18 protein-coding genes and 1 other RNA gene are annotated in these 16,373 nt (G+C 40.7%); 5 read left to right on the top strand and 14 right to left on the bottom strand.

Going from position 1 to position 16,373, the window contains the following annotated elements:
• Positions 1–59 precede the first annotated feature (59 nt).
• The 4 genes from FHG08_RS06105 to FHG08_RS06090 all read right to left on the bottom strand — a co-directional run bounded on the left by FHG08_RS06105 (position 60) and on the right by FHG08_RS06090 (position 3,507).
• Positions 60–293 carry a hypothetical protein gene (locus FHG08_RS06105; protein WP_075170457.1) on the bottom strand — a complete coding sequence of 78 codons (234 nt, stop codon included), beginning with the start codon at positions 291–293 and terminating at the stop codon, positions 60–62.
• A complete protein-coding gene (locus FHG08_RS06100) occupies positions 290–1,897 on the bottom strand; it encodes a PepSY domain-containing protein (protein WP_178954949.1) in 1,608 nt (535 codons plus the stop codon). Before FHG08_RS06100 ends, FHG08_RS06105 begins: the two co-directional genes overlap by 4 nt.
• A complete protein-coding gene (locus tag FHG08_RS06095) occupies positions 1,894–2,181 on the bottom strand; it encodes a hypothetical protein (protein WP_138608102.1) in 288 nt (95 codons plus the stop codon). Before FHG08_RS06095 ends, FHG08_RS06100 begins: the two co-directional genes overlap by 4 nt.
• Positions 2,182–2,559: 378 nt before the next feature.
• Positions 2,560–3,507, bottom strand: a complete 948-nt coding sequence (locus FHG08_RS06090) for a YihY/virulence factor BrkB family protein (protein WP_178954947.1) — start codon at positions 3,505–3,507, stop codon at positions 2,560–2,562.
• Positions 3,508–3,629: 122 nt separating this feature from the next.
• On the opposite strand from FHG08_RS06090, the gene FHG08_RS06085 reads away from it, so the two are divergent.
• Entirely contained in the window at positions 3,630–4,733 is a 1,104-nt protein-coding gene (locus FHG08_RS06085) for a mechanosensitive ion channel family protein (RefSeq protein ID WP_178954945.1), read from the top strand.
• Between the two features lie 246 nt (positions 4,734–4,979).
• Here the strand turns inward: FHG08_RS06085 and rnpB are convergent.
• Positions 4,980–5,345: RNase P RNA component class A (gene rnpB / locus FHG08_RS06080), an RNA gene on the bottom strand.
• A gap of 42 nt (positions 5,346–5,387) precedes the next feature.
• Positions 5,388–6,245, bottom strand: coding sequence for a 16S rRNA (cytidine(1402)-2'-O)-methyltransferase (gene rsmI / locus FHG08_RS06075; RefSeq protein WP_076919878.1), 858 nt, complete (start codon positions 6,243–6,245; stop codon positions 5,388–5,390).
• A 60-nt stretch (positions 6,246–6,305) separates the two neighbouring features.
• Here rsmI and FHG08_RS06070 point away from each other — a divergent pair, with 60 nt between their 5' ends.
• The 4 genes from FHG08_RS06070 (at position 6,306) to dolP (ending at position 9,861) form a co-directional block, all read left to right on the top strand.
• A complete protein-coding gene (locus FHG08_RS06070; protein ID WP_178954943.1) occupies positions 6,306–8,186 on the top strand; it encodes a penicillin-binding protein activator in 1,881 nt (626 codons plus the stop codon).
• Between the two features lie 9 nt (positions 8,187–8,195).
• Positions 8,196–8,567 carry a YraN family protein gene (locus FHG08_RS06065; protein ID WP_178954941.1) on the top strand — a complete coding sequence of 124 codons (372 nt, stop codon included), beginning with the start codon at positions 8,196–8,198 and terminating at the stop codon, positions 8,565–8,567.
• A 141-nt stretch (positions 8,568–8,708) separates the two neighbouring features.
• Positions 8,709–9,302 (top strand): SIS domain-containing protein, encoded by a 594-nt coding sequence (locus FHG08_RS06060; RefSeq protein ID WP_008110721.1) that lies wholly within the window; start codon positions 8,709–8,711, stop codon positions 9,300–9,302.
• Positions 9,295–9,861: a division/outer membrane stress-associated lipid-binding lipoprotein gene (dolP, locus tag FHG08_RS06055; protein WP_008468380.1), complete on the top strand. Its 567-nt coding sequence runs from the start codon at positions 9,295–9,297 to the stop codon at positions 9,859–9,861. The genes FHG08_RS06060 and dolP overlap by 8 nt, the downstream gene beginning before the upstream one ends.
• 612 nt (positions 9,862–10,473) lie before the next feature.
• On the opposite strand, the gene FHG08_RS06050 is transcribed toward dolP, so the two are convergent.
• From FHG08_RS06050 to rplM, 8 genes are all read right to left on the bottom strand, one after another.
• Positions 10,474–10,911, bottom strand: a complete 438-nt coding sequence (locus FHG08_RS06050) for a ClpXP protease specificity-enhancing factor (protein ID WP_008110860.1) — start codon at positions 10,909–10,911, stop codon at positions 10,474–10,476.
• Positions 10,911–11,537: a stringent starvation protein SspA gene (gene sspA, locus FHG08_RS06045; RefSeq protein ID WP_008110861.1), complete on the bottom strand. Its 627-nt coding sequence runs from the start codon at positions 11,535–11,537 to the stop codon at positions 10,911–10,913. The genes FHG08_RS06050 and sspA overlap by 1 nt, the downstream gene beginning before the upstream one ends.
• 79 nt (positions 11,538–11,616) lie before the next feature.
• Positions 11,617–12,360 carry a cytochrome c1 gene (locus FHG08_RS06040; protein ID WP_109875379.1) on the bottom strand — a complete coding sequence of 248 codons (744 nt, stop codon included), beginning with the start codon at positions 12,358–12,360 and terminating at the stop codon, positions 11,617–11,619.
• Positions 12,357–13,622, bottom strand: a complete 1,266-nt coding sequence (locus tag FHG08_RS06035; protein ID WP_010390662.1) for a cytochrome b N-terminal domain-containing protein — start codon at positions 13,620–13,622, stop codon at positions 12,357–12,359. The genes FHG08_RS06040 and FHG08_RS06035 overlap by 4 nt, the downstream gene beginning before the upstream one ends.
• Positions 13,622–14,212, bottom strand: coding sequence for a ubiquinol-cytochrome c reductase iron-sulfur subunit (gene petA, locus FHG08_RS06030; protein ID WP_010390661.1), 591 nt, complete (start codon positions 14,210–14,212; stop codon positions 13,622–13,624). Before petA ends, FHG08_RS06035 begins: the two co-directional genes overlap by 1 nt.
• A 551-nt stretch (positions 14,213–14,763) precedes the next feature.
• Positions 14,764–15,111, bottom strand: coding sequence for a four helix bundle protein (locus FHG08_RS06025; protein WP_178954939.1), 348 nt, complete (start codon positions 15,109–15,111; stop codon positions 14,764–14,766).
• A gap of 198 nt (positions 15,112–15,309) precedes the next feature.
• Entirely contained in the window at positions 15,310–15,702 is a 393-nt protein-coding gene (gene rpsI, locus FHG08_RS06020) for a 30S ribosomal protein S9 (protein WP_024600778.1), read from the bottom strand.
• 8 nt (positions 15,703–15,710) lie between these two features.
• Positions 15,711–16,139, bottom strand: a complete 429-nt coding sequence (rplM, locus tag FHG08_RS06015; RefSeq protein WP_008110876.1) for a 50S ribosomal protein L13 — start codon at positions 16,137–16,139, stop codon at positions 15,711–15,713.
• Between the last annotated feature and the right edge of the window lie 234 nt (positions 16,140–16,373).

Raw genomic sequence — 16,373 nt, 5'->3', positions numbered from 1 at the left:
CGCTCAGTTATAGCGCGGGTACTAAACTGCCCCTTATTTCGGAATGTTAATGCTATAATTTAGCGCACTGAAATAGATTTACCAAATACAAAAGCAACCATTAAATTTATCAATAAAGCCGAAGCAATACTAACAAAAGAACCTGCAATACTTCCATACTCAGCTATAAAACAGATAAGTGCGCCAATAAACACAACGAGACTTAGCCAAGTGCTTGCTGGGCGCATCAATCTTAGTAATAAGCTACTTACAACTAACAATCCACATCCAAGTATTAAATAAATAACTGTCATATAGTCACCTCTTGTGTTGTTGGCTTTATTAGTACTTGTCGCTTAGCCATGATCCGCTGACTTACATAGATTATTAAGCCACCAATAAATAAAAAACTAATATCAACAACAGTAACTAGCGTGTTATTTGAACTAAAAGCATGGCTTGACGACAGTAACATGTTTAAAGGCAACACAGACATGCACGAACCACCAGTTATAAGCAGTGTGACTTGCAAATAACGATAATAATTAATCGGTAACACTGCAAATAAACACCAAACTAGCCATGAAAGAAAAAATAAAGGTCCGAAGTAGCCATTGTGCAATTGTACTGGGATGAAGTTATTAAGTAATACTTGCAAAGGGAATAATATGGCAGTAGCCAATACTAAGCCTCCACAGCTACCGATAATAACCCTATTCCATCGTTGATAAGCCACTTCAGAAAGAGTCGGATTGCTACCCCTTGTGCGCTTGGTTAACCACATCATAATTCCAGAAAGTGGTAATAATGCAGTAGTTAAACCAAGGAGTGCCCAAACTAACTTTACAAAAACGCCCGCAAAATTACCAAAGTGTAGCGGGAATAATAATTCAAGTACTTTAATAGCAGGGCCAGGAATGTCACCAAAGCTACTCATTGATTTACTAAACTTACCATCTCCGCTGTATTGCAGTAATTGTGATGCAACTGCATCGCCGCCAATAAGACGTAAGTAAACTTGAGCATTCGCATCATTATGCGCCATAACAGTTAAATCAATAACTTTCGCTTTTGGGTAACGTGTTTGGGCATCAAGCAAAATAGTATCTACAGCTGTTGCTTGGTAATTATTAGAAACAATGGTTTCAGGCATCGCGGTAAATTTTTCCACCAACTTATCTTGATCTCCACCAAAACTCACAAAAGCGGCGGCGGGAAGTAATATAACGGTTGCAAGACCTAAAAAAGCTCCTGTAAAGCCGATGATGGCATGAAAAACGCTTCCCCAAATACCCATCACTTTGTGTGCATCGTTCACTACCACATCAAGACCTTTTTTACGTCTAAATGTAAATAGCTCTTTTATTATTTGGCGGTGAATAAATAAGCCCGTCACAACAGACACCAATAAAGTTAAACCTAAAAAGCCAGTAAGAATAAGCCCTATTGGTCTGCCTAAATGTAAGTCAGCATGAAAATGCCCAATAAACGATGGCGCATCAGTTTTACGGTGCTCATAAAAATAATCTGCAGCACCATAATATTGGTTTACCAAATTAAAATTACGAGGGTCAAATTGGTAAGCATAAGCAGCCTCTTCGTCATAATTTTCATCGCCATCGTGAGATTCAAATAAAATCGTCAATAAATGCGTATTATGCCCAGTTGGTAAATACACGTGGATATTTTTACCAAACTCTTTTGGTACTTGTTGGTGATAATGGTTAATTAACGTCATCACCTTTTCACTTGGCACTGTATCCAATTGATGTAACTCTGGGTTGGCCCAAATTTTTAGTTCTGGGCGGCTAAGTACAGCTAACGCACCGGTAAAGCAAACAATAAAGAGCAAAATACCTGTAACAATACCAACCCAACTATGCAGTAAAAATAGCTTTTTTAGTGAAATAGATCTCATCCCTGTCCTCCTTGTAAAGCCATAAAACTAAGCCCTGCATGGCTTAACAAAATAACTAACATAACAATAAAAGGCTGCCATGCGCTTTTAGCCATGTAAGCGTATATAAATAACGCAGTCCAAATAAAAGGAAAAAGCATTATAGGTATTAATATCTGCTCTTCCATAGCGAAAGGTAAATAGGTAGTCATGCCAGGGATCATCACTACAGCCGTAATTAACGCAAGTAAACAAGCCAGAATATGGCGTCGCTTAGTTGCTGTAAAAGTGTGTTTTTTATTCATTATTATTTGCCTTATCAATGCAGCTTAGTCCCACCATATAGAAACCAAATTACACTTCGTCCAAACCTGAAACGTTATACTGCTACCACATAATTAAGCACAGCAATAAAATTAAAAATGATAACCATTTGCATTATAATATTTATTTAATTAACTAAACAAATATAAATAGCAAATAATCCATGCACAAATGCCAAACATGGCTCAGCTAACGGCAATTGACGCTTAGTTAAATATATAAAAGATGGTAATCGGGTATAGCCAGAGATTTTAAATGAAAACAAGGCGAACTTACGCGTTAATAGCTAGGGTCTGTAGATTCAACGTAATTGTGCTGAAAATAGCTGCTTGAGATAGATTTATTATCCAGAGTTCAGATTATTTAGTATCGAGGTGGTCTGCAACATAAGCACCTCGCTGCCCTCTTTTTTTATCTGGGCCTACTGTGCTGTCTTGCGCTGTTTGCTGCTCTAACGCTGCATTAATTGTAGCTCCTAAAATAATGATATAAGCGCTAATAAATAGCCACATAAGCATAATAACCACCCCGCCTAAAGAGCCATATGTTTCGTTGTAACTGGCAAAGTGAGATACATAAAATGAAAAGCCAAAAGATGCCACAATCCATAATACTGTGGCAGTGAATGAGCCTACGGTAACCCAGCGCCACTTAGCTGCTTTTCTGTGAGGCGCGTAACGATATAAAATTAACAATGCAAAGTTAAAGGTTAGTGCCAGTAATGGCCATGAGATAAGCATGATTAAAAAATCAATACTTTCTTTTATTCCTAACAGGTTAAGTGCTAACGGTAATATACCGATAATTACCAATGCTATAACCGCCACCACAATCGCGCCCACTGAAAATAGTAAACGTACAAGTTGCGCCTTAAAAAATGAACGCTTTTCGTATTCTTGATAACTAATATTACACGCGGTGATCAAAGCTTGGCTGCCCTTAGAGCTGCTCCAAATAGTGATCAGTAAAGTGCCTAGTGCGCTAAGACTTAAACTGGTTTGAGACTTTTGCGCAAGACTCGAAACCTGAGACAAAATAATCTCTTGGGTACTTTGCGGCAATAAAGCCATAAATTGACTTAAATACGCACTAATATCATTCGGTGAAGCAAAATAAGCATACACAGACACCAACGCCGCAATGGCAGGAAAAATAGCAAGAAGTGCATAAAAGGCCACGCCTGCTGCCACCAAAGATAAATTATCACGGCTCATTTGTTTTATAATTCGCTTTGCAATATCCCACCAGCCACGCAGAGGGATATGGTTAGGCTGCTTGGCTCTTTGGCCACGCTTAAAGTCACTCATAGTTAACTCCCTTTTCCTAATTAATTGCAAGATGTTTGCCAAACAAATACTCCTTGGTATTAAACTTGCTGCTATTGTTTTACACAGACCCTAATTAACTCAACCTAACACGGATGGCTCCTATGCTCAGCGCTTTAATTGCAACACTCGCTAATAACGCATCTATTCCTGCAATCGACACCGTTCAGCCAAACTCGGTTTCATGGGACTTTTTAAAAGAGCAAAGCGTGCAATTACTACACTCATTCGTGCAATTACTGCCCACTTTGTTTCTAGGGATTATTATTTTGGTGATTAGTTATTTAATCGCCACCCCATTATCACGCTTGTTAATAAAGCCCGTTACTTACATAACCAACAGTAAATTAGTACACCTAGTTGCTAGGCGTGGTATTAGTACCTTAATTATTTTACTTGGGTTTTACCTTTTCTTACGTTTGGCTGGCTTGACTGAATTCGCGGTCGCTATTATGAGTGGCACTGGGTTAATAGGCCTTATTTTAGGGTTTGCCTTTCGGGATATTGCTGAGAACTTTATTGCCAGTTTACTTTTGAGTGTACAACGTCCATTTAAAATTGATGATGTAATAGAAGTAGATAGCAGAATAGGTATAGTTAAAAAAGTAACTGCACGGGCAACCACTTTAGTTGACTTCGATGGCAATCATATTCAAATACCCAATGCGACTGTGTATAAAAATACCATTAAAAACTTAACCGCTAATCCAAAGATGCGCGGTCATTTCACAATCGGTATTGGCTACGATAATGACATTCGCGGCGCACAAAGTCTTGCTATTAGTGTTATAAAAAAACAAAACTCTGTGCTTAGCGATCCACCTCCTCAAGTATTGGTTGATAACTTAGGCTCCGCCACTATCAATTTTACTGTTTACTTTTGGGTCAACGGCGAACAATACAGCATTGTTAAAGTAGCCTCACAGCTAATGCGAGAGTTAATTAACAGTTTTACGCAACATAATATAAGTATGCCTGACGATGCTAGAGAGCGTGTATTACTCAATAGCCAAGGTGAAGATATTTACCCCACAGCAAGCGAAGCTAAAACAGAGACAACAGAAAAAACTAAAGAGAAACCACATACTCAAAAACATAAAACCACAGAGCATGAACACAGTATTGATGATGTAAGCAGTGATACGGATGATATTCGCGAGCAAGCCGATGAATCGCGCGATCCGGAGCAGGGAAAAAATATTATATAGATAGGTTCGAGGTTCGAGGTTCGAGGTTCGAGGTTCGAGGTTCGAGGTTCGAGGTTCGAGAAATTTAAAAACCTTGCGGTTAACATTACAAGGTTTTTTATGCCTTAAAGCGATACTTAGTCTCGCGTCGGGGTTAGGTTTTAAGCCCGCAACCCGAAGCTCGCCGCCCCCCTCCCGCCTGGAACCTGACAGCTTGTCTCAAACACAAAAAAGCCCGCAGCGTTAACTGCGGGCTTTTTTATTGAATGAGTGAGTTAGCCGGTAAGCCGGGTTCTGTCCTTTCCGAAGAAAGTGATAATCATTCGTCTAGGCCATAAATTGCTCTATGGCTCAAGCAACCTACCCGGTTCCAACGTGGGCCACGCCATAAGGAACCCTATTTGGTCTTGCTCCGAGTGGAGTTTACCTTGCAACCGACTATTACTAGCGGCCCGGTGCGCTCTTACCGCACCCTTTCACCCTTACCAATCCGAAGATTGGCGGTCTTCTCTCTGCTGCACTTGTCGTGGGCTCACGCCCCCCAGCCGTTAACTGGCACTCTGCCCTGTGGAGCCCGGACTTTCCTCCCCCTGATCATTTTCGTCACAGGCAGCGATTATCTTGGCTAACTCGGCGCGCAGTATACATGAGAGCACCGCACTACGCAGTAAACATTTACTGTTTTTCTTCAATAATTGTTTTATACAGCGCGTTTTTTTTCATACCGAAGTAATCGGCTACTACACCACACGCTTTTTTCATTGGCATTTCGTTTTCAAGTAACGCTAACATTTTACGGGCTTCTGGCGGAATATCGTCAACTACCTTAGCTTTCCCTGGCAGCATGAGTACTATTTCACCGCGTTGCTTGGTAGGATCGTCAGTTAAAAACTGCTTTAACTCACTCACTGTGCCATTAAAAAAGGTTTCAAAGGTTTTAGTTAGCTCTTTGGCAAATACCACTTGCTGCTCACTACCTAGCGCCACTTCTAAATCGTCAAGGCTTGCCATAATACGATGGGTACTTTCATACATAATACTGGTAATACTTGAGTTAACCGCATCTATAAAAAAGTCTTGTCGCGCTTTACTTTTAGCAGGTGTAAAACCAATAAATTGAAAACGGTCAGTAGGTAACCCAGAACAACATACCGCCGTAATAGCAGCACATGCGCCAGGCACGGGTGTTACACTTGCGCCCTGCTCACGACATAAGTTAACCACCGCATAGCCAGGGTCGCTTATAAGCGGCGTGCCTGCATCAGAAACTAATGCAATATTTAACCCTTGATTAAGTTGGTCGATAATTTGCTGCGCTTTTTGCTTTTCATTATGGTCATGTAACGCAAAGGTTTTAGCCTTAATACCAAAGTGGCTAAGTAGCTTACCAGTATGGCGAGTGTCTTCAGCCGCGATTAAGTCAACCTGCGATAATGTCGCGATTGCACGCTGACTTAAGTCGTCATAATTGCCGATTGGGGTGGCAACAACGTAAAGAGTGCCAATTTTCTGTGAATTCTCCTCATTTAACATTGAGGTCTCCTGCGTCAGTCAGTAATATAAGCAAATCGCGTTAACGTATGGGAAATCTTTGTGCGACTTAAACTAGTTAGTCTATTAATTATATTGTCAGGGTTATCGGCGTGTAGCACAACCGAAAAACCAATTAAAACCAGCGATAACTTAAGTAACAGTGCCAATACGCTGAAAAATGAAGCACTAAATGCGCAATCTATTTACCAATTAGCGCAAAACCGCTATGGCGCTGATAAAATCCAGCTGCTTTATAGTGCTCGTGATAGCGCAATTACAGAAGAAAACTGGCCACTACTCGAAAAAATATGCACTGAACTTGCACTTACCGCCAGTGTTGATCAAATTCAAAATCGTTTATACATTGCCTTTGCGCAAAAAGAGCAAAATAAAAATCAGCAAGCACTTGAGGTACTAAACACGCTTGGGGGGCAACTTAAGCAACCTGAGCATTTTGCTTGGCACCAATTTTTAACTGCCAGCATTTTTGCGTCGCAAGACTTACCAAAACGTGCAGCTCCTTACTTTTTTGCTGCCTCTGAATCGGTAGCAAAAAATAATATTTCTATCCCTAAACTTAATGACGCACTTTGGCATAATTTAAAGCAGCTTTCTTCATACGCATTAGAGCGATTTAACCGTGGCTCGGTTATTCAACAAGGCTGGGTTAACTTAGCTTTGTATCATCAGGTTTATGCCAACAGCTCTGTTGATTTAGACCAAGCGATTAATAATTGGCGCCGCCGTTACCTTGGGCACCCTGGTAGCAATGTTTTACCAAAACAAGATACTTACGCCAATGAATTAGCACCACTAAATATTGAACGCTTAGTTGTGCTATTACCTCAGTCAGGTGCTAACAAGCGCTTAGGGGATGCATTAAAAGCCGGCATACTGGCTGCACTTGATAAAAAAGAGATTAGCGAAACGCTGTTTATTGATGAAAATACCGAAACCGAAGCGTTGAGCGCACAGATTTCGCAATTACAACCAGACTTTGTTATTGGCCCGCTATTAAAAGCCAATATAGATAAGCTCGCTAATACCAATACATTACTCGATATACCCACATTACATTTAAATACCTTTGATGGCGAACGAACCTCTTTGCAGCACTACTTTTTTGCGCTTAATCCTGAGCATGAAGTACAACAAACTCTAGAGCATTTTTTAGCGCAAGGTTATCAAAAACCTATGTTGCTAGCGCCAAATAATACCAATGGTCAGCGCTTAATTGACTACTTTAACCTGCAATGGCAACGCTATAGTGAAACAACCACACAAGTTGGCTTTTACAACGACAATAAAGATATGCCCAATACCATTACCAGCTTGCTAGAAGTTGATAAATCAAAAGAGCGTATTAAATCGGTTAAAACACTTTTTAATAAAGAAGTAGAAAGTGAAACCCGTTCACGTGGCGATATTGATGCAATTTATATATTAGGTGACGCCATAGAGACCCGATTAATTAAGCCTTATCTGGATGTTAACGTAAGCACCTTTGCCGACAGAATCCCTATTTACGCCAGCTCTAAAAGTCATAGTAAGCAAATAGATACCACTGACAAAGGCGATTTAGATGGGCTTTACTTTACCGAACTTCCTTGGATGTTAGACTCACAAATTACGCAGCATAATCTACGTAAGCAATATAATGATTTATGGCCTGAACAGGCTGATATTAGCCAACGTTTATTTGCCATGGCCTACGATGCCGTCGCCATGCTGAATGATATTAGACAGCTGAGCATTACACCCGATAAATACTTTTCAGGCTTAAGCGGTAAATTATCCATTAATAGTGCCGGTGATATTGAACGTTCACTGCAATGGGCGCAGTACAGCAATCGCCGTATAAACCCAGTGGAATTAAAGACGCAACGCCCTGTGCCGCTATTTATGCAATCAGCAAACGATGGCATAACCATAATTAACTAAGGGGTTAGCATGTCGTGGTTTAAACAGCTGTGGCAAAATAGTCGTGAAAAAGGCCAGTATTATGAGCGCCAAGCGCAAAAGTATTTAGAAGCGCAAGGTTTAAAAGCGATTGAGCGTAATTACTACTGCCCCTACGGCGAACTTGATGTCATTATGAAAGACGGTGACATCTTAGTGTTTGTTGAAGTTAAGTTTCGTAAAAATAACATAAAAGGCGGCGCTAATTATGCGCTAAGCCCGCAAAAGCAAGCTAAGTTAAAGCGCACTATTTATCATTACCTTGGTGCTAAAAACTTAAAAAACCAGCCATTACGTATTGATTACGTAGCTATAACAGGCGAACCGTCATTACATATTAACTGGCTGAAAAACGTATTTTAATGTCTGATGTATAAAAATAAGACGATTACAACAGCTTCATGTTGAGCATACAGTTAAACATTAGCTAACGCCTAAAATAATTACCTTTTAATAAAGCCGGTGTGAGCTCACACAGAATTAGAGATAAATTGTTGGTAACCCATGCAAGATACAATTAAAGAAATTTTTAAAGAAAGTATTCAAGTTCAAATAGCCGCAGGCGAAGTGTTGCCAAGCGCGTTAGAATCAGCGGCATTTACCATTGCACAAAGCCTGATCAATGGGAATAAGTTGATCTGTTGCGGTACTGCAAATTGCCATATGCTGGCGCAACACATGGCAGGCGTACTGGTTAATTTTTACGAAACAGAACGCCCTTGCTTACCTGCAATCGCTCTCTCACAAGAAAATATTAACCTTGGCCAAGGCAATCAAATAGATGACCACGATACCTTTGCACGCCAAGTTCGCGCCTTTGCTCAGCAAGGTGACTTATTATTGGTACTTGCCATTAATGGTAATGAAAAACACATAATTTCTGCAGTAGAAGCGGCACTTACCAAAGATATGAAGGTCATAGTAATGGTAGGCGATGATGGCGGCGAACTCGTTGGCTTGCTTGGCCATAACGATGTAGAAATTCGTACGCCGTCTAAACGCCCGAGTCGCATTATTGAATCGCATTTAGTGAACCTTCACTGTTTAAGTGAGTTGGTGGATTTAACTCTTTTCCCTCAGGACGAAAATTATGTTTAAACGCTCCCTAATTATTTTAGGCACTGTTGTGTTATTACAAGGCTGTGCCGCTGCTGTGGTCGCCGGTACAGCCAGTGCTGTTACTGCCGCTAACGATAGACGAACCATTGGGTCACAAATAGACGACAACAACATTGAAATAAAAGCCAGCATTGCTATTAGTGAAGATGAACGCCTTAACAAGTTTGCTCATATCAGCGTTATAAGCGTAAATGGCGTGGTTTTAATGGTAGGCCAAGTGCCTAACCAAGAAATGAAAAACCAAGCGTTTAAAACCATTGAGAACCTATCTGGTATCCGCAAAATTCATAACCAACTTCGCATTGGCTCTAATATTGGTATCACCACGCAAACACACGATTCATGGTTAACCTCAAAAGTAAAAGCGCAGCTTTTAGCGGCTGAAAATATCAGCAGTAATAATATAAAAGTAGTGACTGAAAATGCCGAAGTATACTTAATGGGGCTAGTATCTGACGCTGAAGCAAACCAAGCCGTTAATATAGCTCGCAACATCTCTGGCGTAGAGCGAGTAGTTAAAGTATTTGAGTATTTGTAAAAGTCTCAGGTTCGAAGTTCGAGAAATTTAAAAACCTTGCGGTTAACATCGCAAGGTTTTTTTATACCTGTAGGCGGGAGTTTACCTCACGCAGGGTTTAGTAAAATGCGCGGCATAAAGCCCCGCCTACAAAACCATTTTGAACCACAGAGTACACAGAGACGCTTCGCGCTACACAGAGAAGACAGGACAAATAAAACATGCCTTTAATCATTTCCTCTGTGTGCTCTGCCCACTCTGTGGTGAATAAAATCTCTTTAAAATCTTTTTGCACAAAGAGAAGTGAATGAGGAGTAAATGAGAAAACAACAACCATTAGCCCAACTAATTAATTCGAGTCTCTAGGCCCGTTGGTCGCCTCTCGCAGCCCGCTGCCCAATGCCGTGAACCCAAACACCCTGCTTGGCTTAATCTCTACCTAACACCTAGACCTAATACCTAAAACCTGCTCTTCACTTTAGACCAGACGCGGTGTAAACCCGCTGCTGCACCAATCAATCTTAACCCGCCTCTCGCCGCCCGCTACCCATTGCCCGTTGCCCGTAAACTTTCATATTTATACAGACATAAAAAAAACCGCTTATTAAGCGGTTTTTTTCTAACATTTACGGGCTATTTTATAACGCGTAAATGTGAGCCTTTTTTCTTTTCAGGCTTGGGAGCTGGCGTTTCATCAACTATCTCTGGTGATGAATCGACACTTTCAAGCTCTGGAGCAAAATCGTCTTCGTCCTCTAAAAACTCATCTGCAGTAAAGACCGTGCCTTCGCCATTTTCACGTGCATATATTGCAAGTACAGCCCCTAAAGGCACGTACACTTGCATTGGCTGGCCGCCAAAGCGCGCGTTAAAGCTAAGCTGAGTATTATCTAACGAAAACTGCGTAACCGCCGAAGGGCTTATGTTCAATACAATTTGGCCATCTTGGACAAACTGTGTTGGCACTTGCACTGCAGGAAAGTCAGCATTCACCACTAAGTGTGGCGTGCATTCGTTATCAACAATCCAATCAAAAAAAGCGCGTAGTAAATAAGGACGATTAGAAGTCATTATAAACGGATCTCACGCTCTGCTTCAGTTAAAGAAGCTTGGAATGATTCACGTTCAAATAAACGGATCATATACTCTTTAAGTTCTTTAGAGCCTGCACCATTAAGCTCAATACCAAACTCTGGTAAACGCCATAATAGTGGTGCTAAGTAACAATCAACTAAGCTAAACTCTTCACTCATAAAGTAAGGCGCTTCACTAAAGATTGGTGCTATTGCAAGTAATGCTTCTGTCAGCTCTTTACGAGCTTGCGCGGCATCAGATGTGTTGTTAATGATTTTTTCAGCTAGGCTGTACCAATCAGTATCAATACGGTGCATCATTAATCGACTACGACCACGCATGACCGGATATACAGGCATTAGTGGAGGATGAGGAAAACGTTCATCAAGGTATTCCATGATGATGTTTGCCTGATATAAACCAAGCTCACGGTCAATCAGTGTTGGCACTGTGCCGTAAGGGTTAATTTCGTGAAGTGCTTCTGGCAGGTTATCCTTTTCAGCCATATGAATATCTACACTTACACCTTTTTCAGCAAGTACAATGCGTACTTGGTGGCTATACATACAGTTAGCACCAGAAAAAAGGGTCATTACAGGGCGCTTATTGGCAGCTACGGCCATGCCTACCTCCATTAAATAACTAAAACAGCAATAGGGGCTTAAGCCCCTATTGCAAAATTACCTTTAAATATGTTCAAACTTAATGAACATCTCTCCAGTATTCTTTCTTCAGCATAAATGCCAAGATAAATAGGATAATTAAAAATCCGATTACCTTAATACCTAGCGCTTCCGACTCGAGACGTGTAGGTTCACCTACATACTCTAGGAAATTCGTTAAATCACGAACTGCTTGGTCATATTCATCTACACTTAATTCACCCGTACCATCTGTTTTTGTACCAGTAATATGAGTGGTTGTTTTACCATCTACTGTTACTTCTTCAGTAATTGCAGTAGGAACACCTTGCAACTCTTGAAGAACATGTGGCATACCCACCGATGGGAATAACGTATTATTTACGCCAAACGGACGAGATTCATCTTTGTAAAACGATTTTAAATAGGTGTAAATCCAATCACTGCCACGCACACGCGCAACGTTAGTTAGATCCGGCGGAGCCGCACCAAACCATTTTGCAGCATCTTCTTTTGCCATCGCGTTAAGGATATGACCACCCACTTTTGAACCATCAAAAATAAGTTGCTCTTGACCAATCTCTGTTGGAATACCAATGTCACGGAAAGTACGTTCATAACGTTGATACTGCATTTGGTGACAACCAAGACAGTAGTTCATGAACAACTTTGCGCCACGCTGCAAAGAAGGTTGATCAGATATATCGTTACCCGCTTCCATTAGAGGAACTGACGGGCCTGCCGCCATTGCAGGTAACACGTTTACTGATAAAGCAAATAAACCTATTAATAGCTTTTTCATCATTTCGTTAACCTCTCAGGCAATGGCTTAGTTTTTTCATTCTTACTGTAAACGAATAACAGTACGAAGAACATAAAGTAAGTCACAGTACAGACTTGCGAAACAATCGTTTTAAAATCAGTTTGTGGTGTAGCACCAACCCAACCTAAAAGAACGAAAGTAACAACAAAACCTGCAATGTTCCATTTGTGGAAACCACAACGGTAACGAACTGAACGAACCGAACCACGGTCAATCCAAGGTAATAATGCTAGCACAACAATTGATGCACCCATTGCTGCAACACCCATTAGTTTGTCAGGGATTGCACGTAAGATTGCATAGAATGGCGTGAAGTACCAAACAGGGAAAATATGCTCTGGTGTTTTAAGTGGGTTAGCTGCTTCAAAGTTTGGCGCTTCTAAGAAGAAACCACCCATAGCAGGCATAAAGAACACAACCCAGCAGAACAAGATTAAGAAACCAACCACGCCCACAATATCTTTTACTGTGTAATAAGGGTGGAACGGAATCGCATCAATAATGTCTTTTTTATCAGTGTAGTATTCATGGAACTTAAATTTAGGCTTGTCTTCTTCAGCCACAGTTCCTTTTTTACGTTTGTTATCAATACCGTCTGGGTTATTAGAACCCACTTCGTGTAGTGCAACAATGTGTAAAAATACTAAGATAACAATAACCAATGGCAGTGCAATTACGTGTAATGCGAAGAAGCGGTTAAGCGTTGCACCTGAAATTACATAGTCACCACGGATCCACAGTGTTAAGTCATCACCAATAACCGGGATAGCCCCGAATAATGAAATGATTACCTGTGCACCCCAGAACGACATTTGGCCCCATGGTAATAAGTAACCCATGAATGCTTCAGCCATTAGGGCTAAGAAAATGAACATACCGAATAACCACAGTAATTCACGTGGTTTTTGGTAAGAACCGTATATCATGCCACGGAACATGTGCATGTAAACAACGATGAAAAACGCAGATGCACCCGTTGAATGCAAATAACGTAATAACCAACCGTACTCTACATCACGCATGATGTATTCTACTGATGCAAATGCACCTTCAGCAGATGGTACATAGTTCATCGTTAACCAAATACCTGTAAGTATTTGGTTTACTAGTACTAACATAGCTAGAGAGCCGAAGAAGTACCAGAAGTTAAAGTTTTTCGGTGCTGGATACTGTGCAATGTGCATATTCCAAACACGTGTCATTGGGATACGGTCGTCTATCCACTCAACAATTTTACCAAACATTAGGCCACCCCTTGTTCTTCGCCCACTAAAATAGTGGTCTCATCAAGAAAAGTATATGGTGGAATTTCTAAATTTAATGGTGCAGGTACCGATTGGAATACACGGCCAGCCATATCAAACTTAGAACCGTGACATGGACAGTAAAAACCATCATCAGTCCCTTCCACTTTCTCACCAAAGCCACCTTGTAAAAAGCTAGGTGAACAACCCAAATGCGTACAAATACCTACAGCGACAAAAATCTCTGGGCGTAATGAACGGAAATCATTGGTTGATGATTCTAATTGTTGTGGCTCTTGCGATTGCGGATCACGAAGTTGACCTTCATGTTCTTTCATCTGCTCAAGCATTTTTGGGGTACGTGATACAACCCATACAGGTTTACCACGCCACTCGACACGTATTAATTGTCCTGGCTCAAGTTTGCTGATATCTACTTCTACAGGCGCACCCGCAGATTTAGCTCGCTCACTTGGATTCCAAGACGCAATAAAAGGAACAGCAGCCCCAGCCGCACCAACACCACCAACAACAGAGGTAGCTATGGTTAAAAAGCGACGTCGGCCATTGTCTACAGGCGCATTGCTCATCCACTTATCTCCACTATGATTCTCAACACTTGCTATATTGAGAACATCAGTTACAGCAGGTTAATTTTTCGAATTTTAAAAGAGAAACGATCATAATTAAAACCCTTGTTTAAAACAAGGTTATTCACAGCCTCCTGCTCGAATAAACCTGACTTGCTCAAATAGTTGATTAAGTAAGCTCGAGTATGAAACCAAATGACTATAGTATCGCTTCCGTAAAAACAATTTGTAAACAAGTACAATCTCACCAACTAAGTACAGTAACAACTGAATTTGGCGACATTAAACTCATTCACTTTATTTGCCCGCCAATTGTAGCAAAAAAATTCACCAATTAACTGATGGATTTAAACTAATTGCGATAATTATTTAACTTTTTTTGCGTTAGTCGGTCATTTTTAAGCTTTCGTTCAATAAATACGCATGCTTTGCCTATTTTGATCAAGCTAATGTCGACATTAGTCGTAAGGGGAGAATTGAAGGTTAAAGGTTAAAGGTTAAAGGTCAAACATACTCATATATTTTTGAATGAATATTTAATTTTGAACCTCTTAATCCCAAGCATCGATTGATTTCATCAATGCTGAAATCATACGGGAAAGTTCACGAGTCTCCTCAATCCATTCACTAGCCTCTGTCGTGTCAACTTCACCTATTTTTAGTGCAATGTAAATTTGAGAGCGTAATTCTCCACAACTCCCCTTAGAGTATGATAAAAATCGAATATAATCTTTAGGAGTTATTCGTTCATAACCCTCTGCTATATTTGAAGAAATTGAAAGTGCAGATCGTGTTATTTGATCTTTTAAACCAAACTCTTTGCTCTGCTTAAAATGTAAATAAATCTCGCAAGCTAAATCGGCTGAACGTTGCCATACCCTTAAATCTTCAAACCTCATAACATAACCAGTCAGCTAAAACATGCTTAACTTATAACTATAAAATAAGAAAGACACAAAGCTTAGATCAAACTTATAGCTTGAACCTTGAACCTTGAACCTTGAACCTTGAACCTTGAACCTTGAACCAAAATCTTATAGCTACAAAACAAAAAACCCAGCATAAGCTGGGTTTTTGAATTCTTGATAACGTAAAAATTAACGTTTTGAGAACTGTGGACGCTTACGCGCTTTCTTAAGACCCACTTTCTTACGTTCAACTTTACGTGCATCACGAGTAACGAAACCTGCTTTACGAAGTTGTGGACGTAGTGACTCGTCAAACTCCATAAGTGCACGAGTGATACCGTGACGGATAGCACCAGCTTGACCAGTAGTACCACCACCGGCAACGGTGATGTGAAGGTCAAATTTTTCAGTCATGTCTACAAGCTCAAGAGCTTGACGAACAACCATGCGTGCTGTTTCGCGACCAAAGTACTCTTCTAAAGAGCGCTTGTTGATTACGATGTTACCAGTGCCTGGGCGTAAGAATACGCGAGCACTTGAACTTTTACGACGACCTGTACCGTAGTATTGATTTGCCATGATAGTGCTCCTTAAATGTCTAGAACCTGAGGCTGTTGTGCAGCATGGTTATGCTCAGTACCCGCGTAAACTTTAAGTTTGCGGAACATAGCGCGGCCTAAAGGACCACGTGGCAACATGCCTTTAACAGCTTTTTCGATGATCATTTCAGGCTTTGCAGCTTGAAGTTTATCAAAAGTAGTAGACTTAAGACCACCTGGGAAACCAGAGTGAGCGTAGTACACTTTATCTTTGAATTTGTTACCAGTAACAGTAACTTTCTCAGCGTTGATAACGATGATGTAATCACCAGTATCTACGTGTGGTGTGTACTCAGCTTTGTGCTTACCGCGTAGGCGATGAGCGATTTCAGTAGCGATGCGACCTAAAGTTTTATCTTCAGCGTCAACTACGTACCAGTCACGTTTTACTGTTTCTGGTTTAGCAACAAACGTTTTCATTTATAAAAATCCAATGTTTTTCAATTAAAACCACAGGTAGTTATTATTAACTACCGCTCTAAGTATGCTACAACCCCTTCGAGTTTTAGACTTTTTCGCCGCTCACAAGTGGCTAAACTATATGAGGACATAGAACGCAACGTGGCAGACGCGGGAGTATACCAGCACTTAAACTACATTGCTACCGGCCGGTTGTTTTTTCCGCAAAAAGTTTTAGGCTCGAGTGTCGGGCTA

It is taken from the genome of Pseudoalteromonas sp. Scap03, from assembly GCF_013393115.1.
Lineage (GTDB): Bacteria > Pseudomonadota > Gammaproteobacteria > Enterobacterales > Alteromonadaceae > Pseudoalteromonas.
This window is presented reverse-complemented; position numbering and strand designations above follow the sequence as displayed.